This is a genomic window from Psychrosphaera sp. B3R10, from assembly GCF_018861025.1.
GTDB classification, from domain to species: domain Bacteria; phylum Pseudomonadota; class Gammaproteobacteria; order Enterobacterales; family Alteromonadaceae; genus Psychrosphaera; species Psychrosphaera algicola.
Genome location: NZ_JAHKQH010000009.1, coordinates 1 through 17,433 on the forward strand (window position 1 = coordinate 1; position 17,433 = coordinate 17,433).

14 protein-coding genes and 1 pseudogene are annotated in these 17,433 nt (G+C 38.9%); 5 read left to right on the top strand and 10 right to left on the bottom strand.

Annotated features, from left to right (window positions below; translation table 11 throughout):
* Window positions 1-988 precede the first annotated feature (988 nt).
* From metF to metB, 3 genes are read right to left on the bottom strand one after another with little or no spacing between them, the layout of a single operon-like run.
* Entirely contained in the window at window positions 989-1,888 is a 900-nt protein-coding gene (gene metF, locus KO525_RS03725) for a methylenetetrahydrofolate reductase (RefSeq protein WP_215962453.1), read from the bottom strand.
* 8 nt (window positions 1,889-1,896) lie between these two features.
* Complete coding sequence (locus KO525_RS03730; protein ID WP_215962454.1) at window positions 1,897-3,021, bottom strand: aspartate kinase; 1,125 nt, start codon at window positions 3,019-3,021, stop codon at window positions 1,897-1,899.
* Between the two features lie 10 nt (window positions 3,022-3,031).
* The gene (gene metB, locus KO525_RS03735; protein ID WP_215962455.1) at window positions 3,032-4,324 is read right to left on the bottom strand and encodes a cystathionine gamma-synthase; all 1,293 of its coding nucleotides are present in this window, start codon (window positions 4,322-4,324) and stop codon (window positions 3,032-3,034) included.
* 261 nt (window positions 4,325-4,585) lie between these two features.
* Here metB and metJ point away from each other — a divergent pair, with 261 nt between their 5' ends.
* Window positions 4,586-4,903: a met regulon transcriptional regulator MetJ gene (metJ, locus tag KO525_RS03740; RefSeq protein WP_215962456.1), complete on the top strand. Its 318-nt coding sequence runs from the start codon at window positions 4,586-4,588 to the stop codon at window positions 4,901-4,903.
* A 178-nt stretch (window positions 4,904-5,081) separates the two neighbouring features.
* Here metJ and pyrE read toward each other — a convergent pair whose 3' ends face one another.
* From pyrE to KO525_RS03755, 3 genes are all read right to left on the bottom strand, one after another.
* On the bottom strand, window positions 5,082-5,723 hold the full coding sequence (gene pyrE, locus KO525_RS03745; RefSeq protein ID WP_215962457.1) for an orotate phosphoribosyltransferase: 642 nt from the start codon (window positions 5,721-5,723) through the stop codon (window positions 5,082-5,084).
* Window positions 5,724-5,741: 18 nt separating this feature from the next.
* A complete protein-coding gene (gene rph / locus KO525_RS03750) occupies window positions 5,742-6,455 on the bottom strand; it encodes a ribonuclease PH (protein WP_215962458.1) in 714 nt (237 codons plus the stop codon).
* A 131-nt stretch (window positions 6,456-6,586) separates the two neighbouring features.
* Window positions 6,587-8,467, bottom strand: a complete 1,881-nt coding sequence (locus KO525_RS03755; protein ID WP_215962459.1) for a DEAD/DEAH box helicase — start codon at window positions 8,465-8,467, stop codon at window positions 6,587-6,589.
* A gap of 498 nt (window positions 8,468-8,965) precedes the next feature.
* Between KO525_RS03755 and KO525_RS03760 the strand changes: the two genes are divergently transcribed.
* Together KO525_RS03760 and KO525_RS03765 are read left to right on the top strand one after the other, a co-directional pair.
* A complete protein-coding gene (locus tag KO525_RS03760; protein WP_215962460.1) occupies window positions 8,966-9,829 on the top strand; it encodes a YicC/YloC family endoribonuclease in 864 nt (287 codons plus the stop codon).
* Between the two features lie 214 nt (window positions 9,830-10,043).
* Window positions 10,044-10,311 (top strand): annotated as a pseudogene (locus KO525_RS03765) (hydroxyacid dehydrogenase); the annotation flags it as partial.
* An 11-nt stretch (window positions 10,312-10,322) separates the two neighbouring features.
* On the opposite strand, the gene KO525_RS03770 reads toward KO525_RS03765, so the two are convergent.
* The 3 genes from KO525_RS03770 to KO525_RS03780 all read right to left on the bottom strand — a co-directional run bounded on the left by KO525_RS03770 (window position 10,323) and on the right by KO525_RS03780 (window position 11,960).
* Window positions 10,323-10,562, bottom strand: a complete 240-nt coding sequence (locus KO525_RS03770; protein ID WP_252736803.1) for a hypothetical protein — start codon at window positions 10,560-10,562, stop codon at window positions 10,323-10,325.
* Window positions 10,563-10,623: 61 nt separating this feature from the next.
* Window positions 10,624-10,842: a helix-turn-helix transcriptional regulator gene (locus tag KO525_RS03775; protein ID WP_252736782.1), complete on the bottom strand. Its 219-nt coding sequence runs from the start codon at window positions 10,840-10,842 to the stop codon at window positions 10,624-10,626.
* A 113-nt stretch (window positions 10,843-10,955) separates the two neighbouring features.
* Window positions 10,956-11,960, bottom strand: a complete 1,005-nt coding sequence (locus tag KO525_RS03780; protein WP_215962461.1) for a YecA family protein — start codon at window positions 11,958-11,960, stop codon at window positions 10,956-10,958.
* Between the two features lie 250 nt (window positions 11,961-12,210).
* On the opposite strand from KO525_RS03780, the gene KO525_RS03785 reads away from it, so the two are divergent.
* Together KO525_RS03785 and KO525_RS03790 are read left to right on the top strand one after the other, a co-directional pair.
* Window positions 12,211-12,534: a helix-turn-helix domain-containing protein gene (locus tag KO525_RS03785; RefSeq protein WP_252736783.1), complete on the top strand. Its 324-nt coding sequence runs from the start codon at window positions 12,211-12,213 to the stop codon at window positions 12,532-12,534.
* Window positions 12,518-13,963, top strand: a complete 1,446-nt coding sequence (locus KO525_RS03790; protein ID WP_215962462.1) for a HipA domain-containing protein — start codon at window positions 12,518-12,520, stop codon at window positions 13,961-13,963. Before KO525_RS03785 ends, KO525_RS03790 begins: the two co-directional genes overlap by 17 nt.
* On the opposite strand, the gene KO525_RS03795 is transcribed toward KO525_RS03790, so the two are convergent.
* Window positions 13,960-17,424: a DUF3427 domain-containing protein gene (locus KO525_RS03795; protein WP_215962463.1), complete on the bottom strand. Its 3,465-nt coding sequence runs from the start codon at window positions 17,422-17,424 to the stop codon at window positions 13,960-13,962. The two genes, KO525_RS03790 and KO525_RS03795, sit on opposite strands and share 4 nt — an antisense overlap.
* Window positions 17,425-17,433: the final 9 nt, after the last annotated feature.

A 17,433-nucleotide genomic window follows, 5' to 3' on the forward strand; every position in this document is an offset into this window, starting at 1 on the left:
CACCTAAAGTTCAGGCGACATTTTCCTTCGTCTAAATCCCCCTTAGTTGAGATTTATATCTCGAAGTGAACGGCAGGGACGCCGTTGCAAGGAATGTGCATAGGGATGTGCGTACATTCCGTCTTCGACGATAATATAAATCTTAAATAAGGATTAGGGATTTGGTCGAAAGCGGCCTTTTTGCCTACTTTTTTGGCTGTTGAAAAAAGTAAGGTCGACGCAGTCGAAATAGCCGCCCGCAGGGCAAAGAAAAGCGCAGCCCGCAAGGCGAATTATGAACTTCCTCTGCATTTGGTTGGAGATCCCTAATATCGCTTAGGCTCTTTTGGGATGACGGTTTTTTCTGTTGATTTGGAATGACGGTTGTTTCTTTTTACTATGAGCCAATTTAAAGCGAATTATGAAATTCCTCTGCATTTGGTTGGAGATCCCTAATATCGCTGTGGCTCTTTTGGGATGACGTTTTTTCTGTGTATTTGGGATGACGTTGTGTTCTATGGATTTGGGGGCCTGCTGGGTCAATGTCGCTGATTTTTTAACGTCCTCTGCACTCGGTTGGAGATCCCAAATATCGCTTAGGCTCGACTCATATTACAAGCTAAAGGATGACGTTTTGTGTTCTGAAATTATGAGCCAATTTAGGGCGAATTATGAAATTCCTCTGCATTTGGTTGGAGATCCCTAATATCGCTTAGGCTCTTTTGGGATGACGTTTTTTGTTCTGAAATCTTGAGCCAATTGAAAGGCGAATTATGAACTTCCTCTGCATTTGGTTGGAGGTTCCAAATATCGCTTAGACTCGACTCATATTACAAGCTAAGGAATGACGTTTTTTCTGGGTATTAGGAATGACGTTTTTTCTGTGTTTTTGGAATGACTTTTTTTCTAAAATTATGAGCATATATATTGAGAATAGCGATTGGTACAGACGTGCCGGAAAGGATTTGCGTCTGGCTTAAACAGCATCAGACGCATTAATCTTTTTATTTTACCCTTGATTGTCTTGTGCGCGAACACCTAACAAATGGCAAATGGCATACGTTAATTCACTACGGTTCAAGGTATAAAAATGGAAGTCTTTTACGCCTTCTTTAGATAATACTTTTACCTGATCCATAGCTACTGACGCGCCAACTAGGTTACGAGTTGTTGGGTCATTATCAAGACCGTCAAAGGAGTTGTGTAACCAATTAGGTACATTAACGTTAGTTAATCCGGCAAAACGCTTTAACGTTTTAAAGTTAGTTACAGGCAAGATACCCGGTACGATTTCAGCTTCGATTCCAGCGGCAACGCAACGGTCCCTAAATCGTAAATAGGTTTCTACGTCAAAGAAAAATTGCGTAATAGCACGAGTCGCCCCAGCGTCTATTTTACGTTTTAAGTTGATCAAATCTGCTTGTGCATTGCGTGCATCGGGATGCACTTCTGGATAAGCGGCTACTGAAATTTCAAAATCGTTTTCTTTTTTCAACAACTTAACTAAGTCTGTCGCGTACATATGCGGAACAGTAGAGTTGTCTGGCAAGTCACCACGTAAAGCTACAATATGACGAACGCCGTGATCCCAATAATCTTTAGCTATTGCTTTCAACTCATCTTCATTTGCGTCTATGCACGTTAAATGAGCAGCCGTTGCAAGATTTGTTTCTTTTTGAATGCGTTTTATTACATCGTGAGTACGGTCACGTGTGCCTGAACCTGCACCGTATGTAACTGATACAAACTTTGGATTAAGCGGAGTTAAACGCTCGATAGAATTCCACAATGTGGTTTCCATTTCTGCTGAATTTGGTGGGAAAAATTCAAATGAAACGTCGATCTTACCTTTAATGTCCAACAAGTTGTTGTTGATGGATTCTAGCTGTTGCGCATGATGAAAAGCCATGACGCCTCCTAATATAATTCTGTTCTTGGATTTCCTGTGCCAGATGCTGCGACAGCAATCTGCAGGATATATTTATTCAAATCTATGTTTACAGCGGTCGCGGTGACAATTGCACCTGCGCCCGGGCCTCGAATAACAAGCGGGTTATTCAAGTAAAAATCAGTTGTTAATGTGAAAACATTATCCGCTGGCGTAAGTTGGGTAAGCGCATTATCAAGTGGCAACGACACTAAACTCACCTCGCCTTCGGCAACATTGCCGTTAAAAGTGGCTTTTGCTTGATAAGCTAATTTCTGACCGACTTTTTTAGCTGCCGCGCTTTTCTCAGCCATAAACTGGTCAATCGCTTCAGCATTGTTCCAAAAGTCATTAAGGTCACCGTCTAATAAAGACTGGGGTAATAACGGCGATACTCTAATGTCTTCTAGGTTTAACGAATATCCTGCGATACGCGCCAAAATTAATAATTTGCGTTGAACGTCTGTCCCAGATAAATCGTCTCGTGGGTCAGGCTCGGTCATACCAACTTCTTTTGCTTGTTTGATTAAGTCAGTAAAACTTTGTTCACCGTCATAATAACTTAATAAGTAGGACAAGCTACCAGAAAAAACACCGGTTATAGACTGCAGTTTATCACCCGCTTGCAGTAAGTCACTTAAGCTAGACTGCACGGGTAACGCCGCGCCAACTGTGGCATTAATACCCCAAAAACACCCATTCGCTCTGAATGTATTGATCAACAATTTATGGCGTTCTGTTGATTTAGTTAAAGGGATTTTGTTAGCTGAAATAACATTCCAGCTACGTTCAGCAAATTCTAAATAACGATTTGCAACAATATCGCTGGCTGTGAGATCTAAAATAACCAAGTTTGGTAACTCTAAATCAGACAACGCACCAATCAGCTGATGTAAGTCCGCAGCTTTAGATAACTGAGCATATTGATTTAATTGTTCAATACCAAGACCATTTTTATCTAACAAATAGCGAGTCGAATTAGCAACAGCAACAATTTTAACGTTAGCAACATTTTTAAAACGAGATCTAAGCTCAGCACTACCGTCAAGCCAGACCGAGCCAACAACACCACGCCCCAATACAACAACATTAATTTCAGTAAGGTTATTTGACATTATCTACTCCCTACCACAATGCCGCGAGCGCAGGACTGAGTCGGCAAGCCGCTGAGTCTACTGAATCATCGTCTAATACTTTTTTTAAACCAGCTTTAGCAGAACGTCCCGCCGCATTTGGTGTATTTTTTTCAATGTTCGCAACGGATAAAGCCTGTATTACGTCAGCTACTAAGTCTGCTTTATCTTCAATCCCAACCGAGAAACGAACAAGTTGAGTCGTAATTCCAGCCGTTAATTGGGCTTCTTCATCCATTGCCGCATGAGTCATTGTTGACGGATGACAAACCAAACTCTCGGTGCCACCTAATGATTCAGCTAATGTGAAGAGCTGCAAATTTTTGATAAACGAATTAACGGTGTCGATATCCCCGTTTAATTCAAAGCTCAACATTCCAGCATTGTAATTTTGCTGACGATTCGCTAGTTCATGATCCGGATGTGAAGGTAATCCAGGGAAATTAACGTGCTTTACCAATTCGTGCGCATCGAGCACTTCAGCAATAGACTGGGCATTTTTACTGTGTTGCTTAATTCTTAACGGCAGGGTTCTGATCCCGCGCAATATTAAATAACTGTCGAACGGAGAACCGGTAACGCCTGTATTATTTGCCCACCAAGCTAATTGCTCATGATCGTCAGCACTCGCACAAATTACAGCGCCTGATACAACGTCTGAATGACCATTTAGATATTTTGTGCTTGAATGCACAACAATGTCGGCACCAAGTTTTAACGGCGTCTGACCAATTGGCGACAAAAACGTATTATCTACAACAGTGCGTGCGCCAACCGACTTAGCGGTCGCTGATAATTTTTTAATGTCAGTAATACGAAGTAGCGGATTACTTGGGGTTTCAATCCAAACAATGCTCGGTTTAATTTTTTGAATTTGTTGTTCGATATCGTCTGCGTAATAGTCAAGCCAGACTAATTTGAACACACCGCGCTGAGCAAAACTGTCGAACAAACGATAGGTGCCGCCGTAACAATCCTGTGGCGCAACAATCACATCATCTTTTGACAACAGATTTAACACTAAGTTGATTGCCGCCATGCCAGATGACGTAACCACCGAACCGACACCGTACTCAAGTTCGGTTAATGCATTTGCTAACAAGTCACGGGTAGGGTTGCCACTGCGGCTGTATTCGTAAGCCGGGCGATTGTTTAGGTCTTCAAACTTGTAGTTACTAGCCATATAAATTGGGGCAACAACTGATTGGTGATTTTTATCTGTGTTTAAACCGGTTTGCACGGCTATTGTTGCTGCTGCGAAATCTTTATTTGCTAAGTTACTCATGTTTATTCCAGACTTTTATACGTTTAGATGGCTAAACCACTCAAGGTGACTAGACTATAAACTGATTAATTTTTATGTCAACAGTCTAGACGTCTAAACTTTTAGAAATCGATAATTTGACTAATTAATTTAATCCAATACAATTTGCCGGGTCTTTAACTTATATCTTTCGATTTTGCCCATAACGTCCTAATACTTCCAAAGACGAGTTCGAAGTGGCAAAAATGTTAAAAAAGAATTACTGAACATCGCAGGTGTACTATGGCTACGTGGAATGGCGAATACATTCATCCTTATGCAGAACATGGAAAAAAAGCGGAAAAGGTTAAAAAAATAACCGTCTCAATTCCGCTTAACGTTTTAAAAGTATTAACCGACGAGCGAACTCGACGCCAAGTGAATAACTTGCGGCACGCTACTAATAGCGAATTGTTATGTGAAGCATTTCTACACGCGTTTACAGGCCAACCTTTGCCGGCCGACGGTGATTTGTCGAAAGACAATCCTGAACAAATACCTGAAGAAGTGCGCAATATTTTGATAGAGATGGGAAAAGCGATCCCTGAAATCGAAGATTAGTTATTTTAGTTAGTTCGACTAAATACAACCGAAATAAAAAAAGCCATCAAATTTGCATTCGATGGCTTTTTTATTAACGTTCGTTTTTGCTATTCATATTAACGTTTGATTTTAATATGAATACGCCTGTTAGCAAAATGACTGATAAACAAAACTTTTGCCCAACAGCACCTTTGTCTTAAATACCGTAGTTTGTACGATACGCTTCCACTAAAGGTAAATAGTCAGCATAAGATGGCGTCTTAGCTAAATAAGTAATTACGTCTGCTAATGTCACGATTGATATGACTTTTGTACCAAAATCGCGTTCAACTTCTTGAATCGCAGACAATTCGCCTTTGCCTTTTTCCTGGCGATCTAAAGCAATTAACACCCCAGATAAATTAGCACCATGTTGCTGAATGATCTCCATCGATTCACGAATCGCCGTGCCCGCGGTGATCACATCATCCACTAACATGATGTCACCTTTAAGCTCAGATCCAACTAAACTTCCGCCTTCACCGTGGGTCTTTTTCTCTTTACGATTAAAGCAGTATGGCGTGTCAATATCGTGATGATCAGCCAACGCAACCGCCGTTGTAGTCGCAATTGGAATGCCTTTATAAGCAGGGCCAAACAATACGTCAAACTTGATGCCAGAGTCGACCAATGCAGCTGCATAAAAACGACCTAAACGTGCGAGATCACGACCGGTATTAAACAAACCCGCATTAAAGAAATACGGACTCGTACGGCCAGATTTTAAGGTGAATTCGCCAAACTTTAAAACTTGTTTTTCTAGTGCAAATTCAATAAATTCAATTTGATAATCTTTCATGTGGTCACCTAGTATTACTTAAGCAATCGCTTTTTTCTGTTCATCGATAAGTTCGCCAATCGCATTTTTAGCTAAAGCTAACATTTCTTGCATTTCGTCAAACGTAAATGGTTCTTCTTCTGCCGTGCCTTGTACTTCGATTAAACGACCGTCTTCAGTCATTATCACGTTCATGTCAGTATCAGCCTCAGAATCTTCAAGGTATTCTAAATCGGCAATTGGCGTGCCTTTATAAACACCAACTGAGATAGCCGCAATAAGGTGTTTAAGCGGATTCGTTTTAATGATGTTTTCTTTACGCATATAGTTAATTGCATCAACTAACGCCACACAAGCACCTGTAATTGAGGCAGTACGTGTTCCGCCATCAGCTTGGATAACATCGCAATCAACGGTAATGGTATTTTCGCCTAGCGCCGTTAAGTCGACAGCGGCACGAAGTGAACGAGCGATGAGACGTTGAATTTCCATTGTACGGCCAGACTGTTTGCCACGCGCAGCTTCACGGTTGTTACGAGTATGAGTCGAACGCGGTAACATACCGTATTCCGCCGTTACCCAACCTTTACCTTTGCCTTTCATAAAACGCGGTACGCCCACTTCAACGGTCGCATTACATAATACTTTTGTATCGCCAATCTCAATTAAAACTGAACCTTCAGCGTGTGCTGTAAAGTTACGTGTGATGGTGACTGGTCGAATTTGAGAAGTTGTTCTGCCGCTTGGACGCATGTTAATACCCTATTAAATTTCTTGAAAACGTAATATACCAACAAAAGGTGTATACCTAAATTACGTTTGTAAATTGTTTATATAAAAAAGGGCAACGATACGTTGCCCTTAGATTAACCTAGATGGTTAAATTATTTTTCTGAACGACGTCCACGATGGCCTTCACCACCGCCACTACGTCCGCCGTCACGACCACGTCCACGTCCGCCACGGTCATCTCTACCGCGTCCGCCGTCACGACCGCCACCGCCTTCACGACGACCAACACCTTCGCCACCACGAGGGTCAACTTTAAGGTCAATCGTTTGATTACGGATCTTAGTTTGCTTCAACTTCTGTTGTACGTCAGCTGGCATTTCTGCTGGTAACTCAACAATTGAGAAGTTAGGAGCAAGTTTGATGTTGCCGATGAAACGAGAGCTAATGTTAGCTTCGTTTGCAATTGCACCAACGATATCTTTTGGTGATACGCCATGCTCACGACCAACTTCGATACGGTAAGCTTGCATCTTCATACCTGGATCACGTCCACGTCCGCCATCACGGCCGCCTCTGTCACCACGGTCATTGCGATCACGAGGACCACGATCGTTACGGTCACGAGGACCTCTGTCACCACGATCATCGCCGTTGTTGTGACCAGGCATACCTTTACCAGTAACCTGTAGAGGCGCTTCTTGTTGCGCTAAGTACGTTAACGCACCTGCAACTTCAGCAACATCCATTTGATGCTCTTCAGCATACTCAATCGCTAATTTTTGGAAAAATTCTAATTCTTGAGAACCCAATGCATCTGAAATCTTTTCTTTAAACGAAGAAACACGTAATTGGGTCACTTCTTCATTTGAAGGCGCTTCATAAGGTAAAATCGTTTGCTTGGTTTCGCGTTCAATCGTTTTCAATAAACGACGTTCACGTGGCGCTGCAAACAAGATTGCATTACCTTTACGTCCCGCACGACCCGTACGGCCAACACGGTGAACATAAGACTCAACATCATATGGTAAATCGTAGTTAATAACGTGACTAACACGTTCAACATCGATACCACGAGCAGCAACGTCTGTTGCGATGATGATATCTAAGCGACCTGATTTTAAAGATTCGATACATTGTTCACGATGCGACTGGTTCATATCACCATTAAGTGCCGCTGCCGCATAACCTCTTGCCGACAATTTATCCGCAAGTTCGCTTGTGCTAATACGTGTTTTAACAAAGATGATCATACCGTCGAATTGGATCAATTCTAAAATACGAGTCAATACGTCAAGCTTTTGGTTGTTATTAACAATCCAATATTGCTGCGTAATGTTTGAGTGGCTCGCAGTTTTAGGCTTAATGCGCACTTCTTTAGGATTTTTTAAGTAGTTTTTAGTTACTTTTAAGATCTGTGCTGGCATCGTTGCTGAGAACAAAGCAATTTGTGCTTGTTTAGGAACATGCTCCATGATCCATTCAACATCGTCGATGAAACCCATACGCAACATTTCATCAGCTTCGTCCAAAATAACCATTTTCAGGTTAGACAAGTCTAATGTTTCACGACGCATATGGTCCATAACACGGCCAGGAGTACCAACTACTACATGCACACCACGTTTTAAAGAACGTAATTGCGTACGGAAGTCTTGACCACCGTAAATAGGTAATACATGGAAACCTGATAATTTTTCAGCGTATGTTGAAAATGCTTCAGCAACTTGAATTGCTAATTCACGCGTTGGTGTTAATACCAAAACCTGTGGTGAATTAATTTTTGCATCTAATTTACATAATGCTGGTAATGCAAACGCGGCTGTTTTACCAGTACCTGTTTGCGCAATACCTAAAACGTCATCGCCGTTTAAGATATGAGGAATACATTCTGCTTGAATTGGTGAAGGTGTTTCATAACCAACACTGTGAACAGCGTCTAATACTTCAGGGCTTAAACCTAAATCAGCGAATTTTAATTCTGTTGCTTCAGCAACTACGGCTGCATTTGGTTGGGGTGTTACATTTTCTGTCATTGTTTACTCACATTTCGACCCCAACTTCACGCACTATTCCGTCATCACTCTACCTACACACGCGTCTTATAAACGTTCACAATTCGAGCTTAGCCTGATATGGGGATATATATCAAAGGGCGCGCATTGTACACGTTTTTATAACCTTTAGCGAGCCTTAATGTATAAAAAAGCATCAAATTAAAGTAATTACTTAAATAAAGTTACGATAACACCTGCGCGTGCCGAAAATTATAGTCGAAAAATTGTACATCGTTATAAAATCACAAATTAATTTTTATCTCAGTCACCGCCACCCAAATTAAATTTGCAATCAAAGTATTAGGATTAGTTTCAAACCTAAAAAACAAATAATTAGCGTATTAAATCCTAAAACTGCCGCAAACTAAAAGCGAAGCGCTAGGTATAGTTTTAGATCCAAAAAACAAATTTTCCGTGTGTTAACTCCTCCGATGTTTATAATAGAGGCAATTGTAAAATAAAATGTTAGGAACGACCGTGATCCAAAGTATGACCGCTTATGCCCGTAACGAAGTTAAAGGCGATTGGGGCAACGCCGTTTGGGAAATACGTTCGGTAAATCAACGTTATCTCGAAACGTATATTCGCTTACCAGAGCAATTCCGTTCGATGGAAACCATTATACGTGAACGTCTGCGCAAACAGTTACAGCGCGGCAAAGTTGAAGTATTTTTAAAATACACCGCCAATGCCTCGGCAGTTGCCAAATTGTCATTAAACGAAACCTTAGCGCAACAACTTATCGACAGTGCAAACTGGGTAAATAAAGCCGCTGGTGCTGGCGAGTTAAATCCAGTGGACATATTAAAATGGCCAGGCGTTATGGAAGCTGAAGAAACCGACATGGACTCAGTGCAAAAAGACGTTATCGGTGGCTTTGACCAACTTGTTAAAGACTTCAAAGAAGCCCGCGGCAGTGAAGGCGCAAACTTAAAACAAATGATCGACTCTCGTCTTGAGATCATTGTTGAACAAGTCGCTATCGTAAAACAACACATGCCTGAAATCATGGCGTGGCAAAAAGAACGCATAGTTGCCAAACTCGAAGACGCAAAAGTTGAAATCGACGCCGCTCGCCTCGAACAAGAACTCATTTATATGGCACAAAAAACCGACGTCGCCGAAGAACTCGACCGCCTCGAAAGCCACGTAACTGAAACGCAAAAGATCATGAAAAAAGGCGGCGCATGTGGCCGCAGACTCGACTTTATGATGCAAGAGTTCAACCGCGAATCAAATACCCTAGCCTCAAAATCAATCAATGCCGACATCACTAAAGCCGCTGTTGAGTTAAAGGTTCTTATTGAGCAGATGAGGGAGCAAATCCAGAATATTGAATAATATTCTTTAGAGTCCAAACACCTCCTCCAAAGCCCAGCCATACTGGGCTTTTTTATTTTTAGCGTTCAAGTTAATTTGTATTGTAACCAGTAGACTTACGTCTATCACCGTACTGCTTTGTCTCTTATTTAGTAAAATAGCTTAACCTCCGTACCAAATCTGCAACTGTATCCAAGTTAGAGCTAAACTAATTTACAAAGCTCTTACAGAGCATATGCAAGAGGACTCGCTTTGGTTAACGCAAAAACAAATTGCAGATCTATTTGAGCGTTCAAATAAAACAATTAGTGAACATATCAATAATATTTACGATGAAGGTGAGTTAGACCCCACTTCAACTATCCGGAAATTCCGGACAGTTGCCCTAGAAGGCGCAAGGGAATTAGAAAGGCTGCTAGATCATTACAATTTAGAGGCGGTACTTTCTGTTGGTTACAGAGTTCGCTATAGATGACGAACGCCTTAAAAACCCCGATAAAGATCTGAGTTCAGACTATTTTGATGAATTACTTGAACGCTTTCGCGATATACGTGATTTCTCGAGAATGGTCGTCGGCATTGCCCATACACTGGGTAAATGCAAAGACTCCAGTGGGAAGGCATCATCACGCTGAAAATAAGATTTACCGTAACGAAACTTGCCTACATTGGCGACTGGGTCTAGCTCGACAATGGCACAAATTACAGGCTTACCTTCTAGCCCATCAATAAACACATACGCACTAGAAGTCATTTGGCAGTTCCTTTTCAACTTTAGATGTACTGTGTTGCGGATTGTTTTTAACTAACTCATATCACTGTTCAACGGTGTCTAAAATTGGATCTAGTAAATCTAGGTGTTCTAAAACCGAGAACAAGGTATCAACATTTACGCCTTTACCCAGCTCTAAACGGCTAATGGTATTTTTATTCGCACCAGTCCGAAGCGCTAATTCATGTTGATCCATGCTCGTTGCTGGGGTTTGTTTAATGAGTTGCCCAAGTAACACTTTTGTATGCTCTACCTTATCCATAAAACACCATAAATTAGTAATTAAGATCTAATAACCAAATTATAGTGAATTAACTTAAAGCCACTAATAAAAACCCAAATTTTGTTAATTAACCACTAAGTACCAATATTTGGTTATTTAAAATCAAAGGTGAACGTTTGGGAGCACAAAGACTGAAGTTCAACTTTTCTGGAAATGGCTTTTCCATTGTCATATCGTTTTGGATTGATGATCACAAATCCCCAGAATTGCAAAAAGCGGACAATAAATCGCGATTCAATTAAGTTACCAAGTTGTTGTTCACGAGTTCGGTATTCACTTTCATGGACAAGCGATAACAAATCTGGAAACGCGCAGCTTACTTCATCGACTAACTTATCTACACTGCAATGAACTGTTAGTCGCCAAAGCATGAACAACCAAAACGTTCTTAAATCAACGTCGTCTTGACAACTGTCGAAATAACCCCAATTATATTTACGTAACGCAGCTTCTAACATTGGCCGAAATAAACCAGCTATACCTTGCTTTTGATATACCTTTTGCATGTCTTTCTTAACATGCAAGTAACCACTTCTGGCATAAATAATCCCAGCTAATTCCGCTAAGATCCGGGTATAGTGTAAAGCGTTAAATTTATCTTCATTACTGCCACAATACTCGCTAATACTTGGCACCGTTTCATATTGAGCTACTGCAAATTGAGGTAATAAGTCACTGGCTTGTTTCACCAACTTAGCCGGCAAGTTGCCTTTACTGGTTGTTTTAATTTTACCGCCATTAGCCGTAGCGTGGTCGATGATTAATGTTAAATAAGCCATTACTGGACTGTTTGATAAGGAGCAGGAAGGAGTATTAATTGTTATTCCTTCTAATTCCGAAAGTGGCGCATATAACCAATTCGTCATTTGCATGGGTGATAACCCACAGAATTCAGCATTAGGTCGCTGGTTTATCTCTTCCATCTTATGATTAACAACCACATTCAATTCATCTAGAGATAAATTTGGGTTGAATGCAGTTACCTGTTCAATTACTTCCTGCAATTCAATCTGTTGCTGTTGAATTTTAGCCATACAACAACGTTTATATTTATTGCCACTACCGCATTGGCAAGGCTCATTTCGACCAATTTTCATTTCTAATTACTCAATTCAATTTATGCAGCGTTAGGTGATCTTGACACTTCTAGCAGTAAATAAAAAACCACTTAAAATATAAAATTTAGACCTGTCATGCTATTAAACAAGGTTACCAAAATTACCATAAGTTAATTATATTTTACTTATAATTAAAGACTATGGTTGTGTGCCCCAAAAGTTAACTAAAATTGACTTTTGACTGCACTGCGACTAAGTTAACTACAAAAGTAAATTATAGTTAACTTATATGAATCAAAAATCAACCAAACAAACATTAGGTCGAGTTGTTAAGGGTACTGAGATGCCGGACTTAACCCGTGACTTTTCACCTGAACAACTAGCAAAAGCTATTACGGCCAAGCGTACAGGAATGAAACTTAAATTGGTTGATGTTGCTGAGGCGTTAACTATTTCTAAACCAACGTTGGTGAAAATAGAAAAAGGCGATATCAATGTTAAGTTAAGCAACATTCTTAAAGTAATGGAATACTTAGGTTTAACGTTCAGTATTATCTCTGACAACCTAACCCAAAATCATACTGAAGGTACCAGCGATGACGAATGGTATTAGTTCAATCAACCAGAACATAAATACATTAGATGTATATATTGGCGGCCAGAAGAAAGTGGCTACCATTACACTCCCTGTTGGTTCGGAGACTGAAATAGCCTTTACGTATGAACCAAGTTGGATAGCTGACGGCTTTGCTATTTCACCTCACTTGCCATTAACGGGTGACTTTGAGCATAAAGCCGTGCGTAACTTCTTGCAGAATTTATTACCTGAAGGTCAGGGATTTGAAGAACTGACCAGCAACACTACCATTTCTAAAAACAACACTTTTGGTTTGATTAAAGCAATAGGTGCAGAAACATCCGGTGCACTGTCATTTAAAACAGAAGTGTCCAATACAGATTCAAATTCCATTGGCAGCTCTTTTCGTGAAGTCACAGAACAAGAATTAAATGACAAATTAACGCGCTTTAAAAGCCATGGCGAGTCCATCACCTTTTGGGATGGAAAAACCCGAATTTCTGTAGCGGGTGTACAAGACAAACTCAACTTACTAGAAATTGATGGAAAGTTAGGTTTTGGTGAGGGCGATTTATGTTCAAATAAAATCGTTAAGTTTGAAACTGGCAAAGCCCCTTTCATTGCAGTGAACGAACTATTCACTATGCTTTTAGCTGGACAAGCTGGCTTGTCTGTTCCCTATGTTGAACTAAGACGTTATGGCGGCGTGAGAGCCTATGTAATTGACCGTTTTGACAGACGATTAACACCAGATAAAAGTAAAGTGCTAAGACGTCATATGATTGATGGCTGCCAAGCAACTAACTTACCGCCATCATACAAATATGAACGACAACATGGTGATGAAGGCGATGGTATCTATATAAGAGACGGCGTCAGCTTCGCTAAACTATTTGCTCTCAATACAGTCAACAATGAGGCTTATCATAGCCAACTCATAAGGTGGATGACGTTTAATATTCTAGCGAGAAATTATGATGCCCATGGCAAAAACATTAGCTTCTTTGTTGGTAAAAAAGGGTTAGAGCTCACACCGTTTTATGACCTAGTTAATGTTGAAGCCATCATAAGAGAAATCCAACAACAGCAAGTAGAGGATGCACCTAGCCGAGCAAACAGCATTTCCCAATACTACGCTATGTCGATTGGCAGTTATGAAAGGGGCAGCGCCGGAAATTTCAATAACCCGATTACCGCATATATGTTGGCTGATTTTGCCAATGAATTTGGTATCTCACGCCCCCGATTACAATTAATAATGGGACAAACCATAACCTCTGTAATAAACGGATTAGAAAGTGCAAAACAACAAGCGCTGCAACAAGGTTTGTCAAATAGTGAAATTCAACATATCGATTTATGTACAAGCATAATCAATGAAGCGGCTATGGAATTGCGGCAAGAGATTGAGCAATTGCCAGCAATGGGGGGGTTGGGTTTAACTATGTTAACTGATAAAAATTAGTTCACTGTGGATTCATCCAATATCTCTATAAATTCACCAACTATTCGAATATTTTCGCAGTCATCTTTGTGTAGAACAATATCTTTAAACTTTGATTCAGTGGAGTTTGGTTTTAATAAAATAACAGAATGCTCCCATTCACCATCGTCTGATACTCTTTTTTCACTGGCATATGTCTTAATTGTAAATGATGAATTATATTCTTCATCATTTTGACCATAATTTTCAACGAGAACTATTTTACCATTTCGAGATCCGCCTAGAGACTCCCTGAAAACACAAATAGAGTTATTAGGAATTCTACGATTCATAGACTCACCTTTAACTCTGCAACAAAAGTACTTCTGCTCTACAGTGTACTTTTCTGGTACTGGAATCATCTCAAAATCTTTATTCTCTTGCATTTCACTAAACGATCCAGCTGCAGCATAGAAGTCATAAAATGGTATGTAATTATCTTCGTTTGCTGCGGCATCATTTTTATCGAAAAGTGGATGTATTACTTCTAAGGTTTCTTTTTCTTTTTCTTTTTCTTTTTCTTTTTCTTTTTCTTTTTCTTTTTCTTTTTCTTTAAGGTATTTATACATTTCGTCGGCAACTGGTGTAGACAAATTGAAAGTGAAATTAACCACTGAAACCACTTTTCCACTGTCGGTATTCATTGACGTTTGCTTAACTTTATCTCTTTGAGGCTCAACGTCTCCCATATAGTAAAATTCAATACCTTCGTCGTTACTCTTTTTGATAAATAATGGAAGTCTAATTCTTCCTTTGTTACCTAATATCGATTGAACATCGTTACTTGCTAATTTCCTATTCGACTTTGACATCCATGAAAATTCTCTATTATTAATAAATTCATCTTCATATTTAGTTGATTCCGAAATATCTTCGTCTTTATGGTAATTAACAAAAATGGGGCAATGTGAGTTATCTGTACTGACAACATAACCTCCAACATTCTGAGCTACAGGGTTTGTTTTCACATTCAATATTCTAAAAACATCTTTCCTTGAATATTTCTCATACAGATTAAAACCATCTCGCCAATTTTCATCTCTATAAGCCTTGTTAAATGCATTTATCGAGTAATTAATTGAGTCCTGTAAATATTCATTAAAAGTATCATTCTCAAGTAATGAGTTAAACTCTGTAGTTAGCTGAAATACGCCACCTTTAAGAGTTATTATATTTACTCCAAAAATTTCATTAAGGGGAAGCAGCTTGCCTTCACACTTGTCACGTATAAACTTCAAGTTAATATTATTTAGGCACGATTCAATTGTTTGATCTGTAACTTCATAATTATATTCACCAGATACGATCTTTTTCAATTCCATAACGGAACAAGTTTTCCGTGTTAATAACTCATTTAGAATTAAACTTTCTTCAACTCGTTTTCCGTTATTTACTTCGATGGAAAAAAACTCTAGTAACTTTAGCGCTTTATCAGTCAATGAATGAGAGAAACTCTTTTCAACCTTGCATACAAAATTCAGAAGCGACTTAGAATATTCTATGTACAAAAAGGGATCGCGCGAACCATGTTCAATGAAGTCCATCATCAAAGGTAATCGTCCAAGCTTATACTTTAAAAGGAAATAATCATTTTTCAAATCTGAAAACAGTTTCATATTCGAAGAGTCAATTGCTGCAAATATTCGTTCTTTCGTAATTGCATCAAAGTTAATAGTAGAACTTCCGGGGATAAGTCTGCTACCACTAGACATTGCTCTTCGTAAAGCATCTTTGTTATATGAAGTATCGCCATAAAGAGCAATTGGAATAAGATAATTGTTATTATGATTTCCAATAAAATCTATTACCGTCAGGTATCCCTTGCCATCGATTTTTCGTAAGCCCCGCCCTAACTGTTGAACAAAAATAATTGCGGATTCGGTAGGACGAATCATTATAATTTGATTCACTTTCGGAATATCGATTCCTTCATTAAAAATATCCACAGTAAAAATATAATCTAATTTTTCGGATAAATTATCGGACTCTAGTAATTTAATAGCAAGTGACCTTTCTTCCTCTGAATTTTTCCCGGATAGAGCTATTGAACGGAACCCATGATTATTAAAGCTCTCCGCTAATTTTTTAGACTCTTCATTGCTAGAGCAAAAAACAAGACCTCTTGTTATACCGTTATCTGAGCCATAAAAATTAGCGTATTTAACAATATTATTAACTCTTTCTTTTGAGGAAAGATATGCAAAGTTTCGTGCATCTTCTTGCTCTTTTCCATCAATGATAAGGTCTGAAACACCGTAATAATGGAAGTTACTTAACATGCCTTCTTCCATTGCTCTATTCAAACGGATCTCATAGGCGATATTATGGTCAAATAAGCTAAATATATCCTCACCATCCGTTCTTTCAGGTGTAGCCGTCATTCCTAATAAAAATTTTGGTTCAAAATGATTTAAGAGTCGCTTATAAGAGTCTGCACCTGAACGATGAGACTCATCTACGACGATGTAGTCAAAATAATCTTGAGAAAAACTCTTTAGGTTGTGAGCTTTTGAAATAGTTTGAACCGTTGCAAATAAAAAATCATTGTCTAATTCTTTTTGCGAGCCAGAATATATCCCCATCTTTTTATTCGTACCGAAAATTTTCTTAAAGGTTTCTAACGACTTTTTAGCAATAGTTAACCTATGTACAACAAACAATAATCGTTTAGGTTGAAATGCTAACGCGTCAAAAGCTGATAAATAAGTTTTACCTGTACCCGTTGCTGAAATTAGAAGAGCTTTCAACTCACCTTGCGTTCTTAAGTCATCAATACTACTTAACGCTTCTTTTTGCATTGAATTAGGTGTTATTTCAGTTTCTATTAAGGCTTGGTACTTGTCATGCCTTATTCTCTGCTCATTATATTTGGCTTCATAATTATCAATAAATGAATCAGTTACAGGTATACCTTTTTTAAAATCAGCATTAAATTCACTAATAACTCTTTCAACAAGACCACTATCATGTAAAGCTGATACTTTGAGATTCCACTCTTTATTTTTAGTTAATGCTGATGCCGTAAGATTACTACTACCTATAATGAGATTATGGTATTCCTTTTTTTTAAATAAATATCCTTTTGAGTGTGAATTCTCATGAGTAGCAATTCGGAGTTCAATATTAGTAAATTTTAAAAGTTTTCTAAGAGCTTCAGGCTGAGTAAAGTTTAAATATTGAGAAACAACTATTTTTCCCTGTACACCTTTATCTTTAAGCTCTTTCAGAATATTGATTAAGGTAGCAACACCGCTTGTTGTAACAAAAGCAACTGAGATAAAGAACTCATCACAATATTGTAATTCTTCTAAAATTGTTGAAAGAACTTTTTGTGGTGGATTCTTTTTATTCACTAATAACATTGGTTGGTATAGTTTTTCAGAGTTCACCTCTTTATCTATAAAACCAGTTTCTAAACTTTTATTCAGTTCATTTAATATCATTAATTTTGA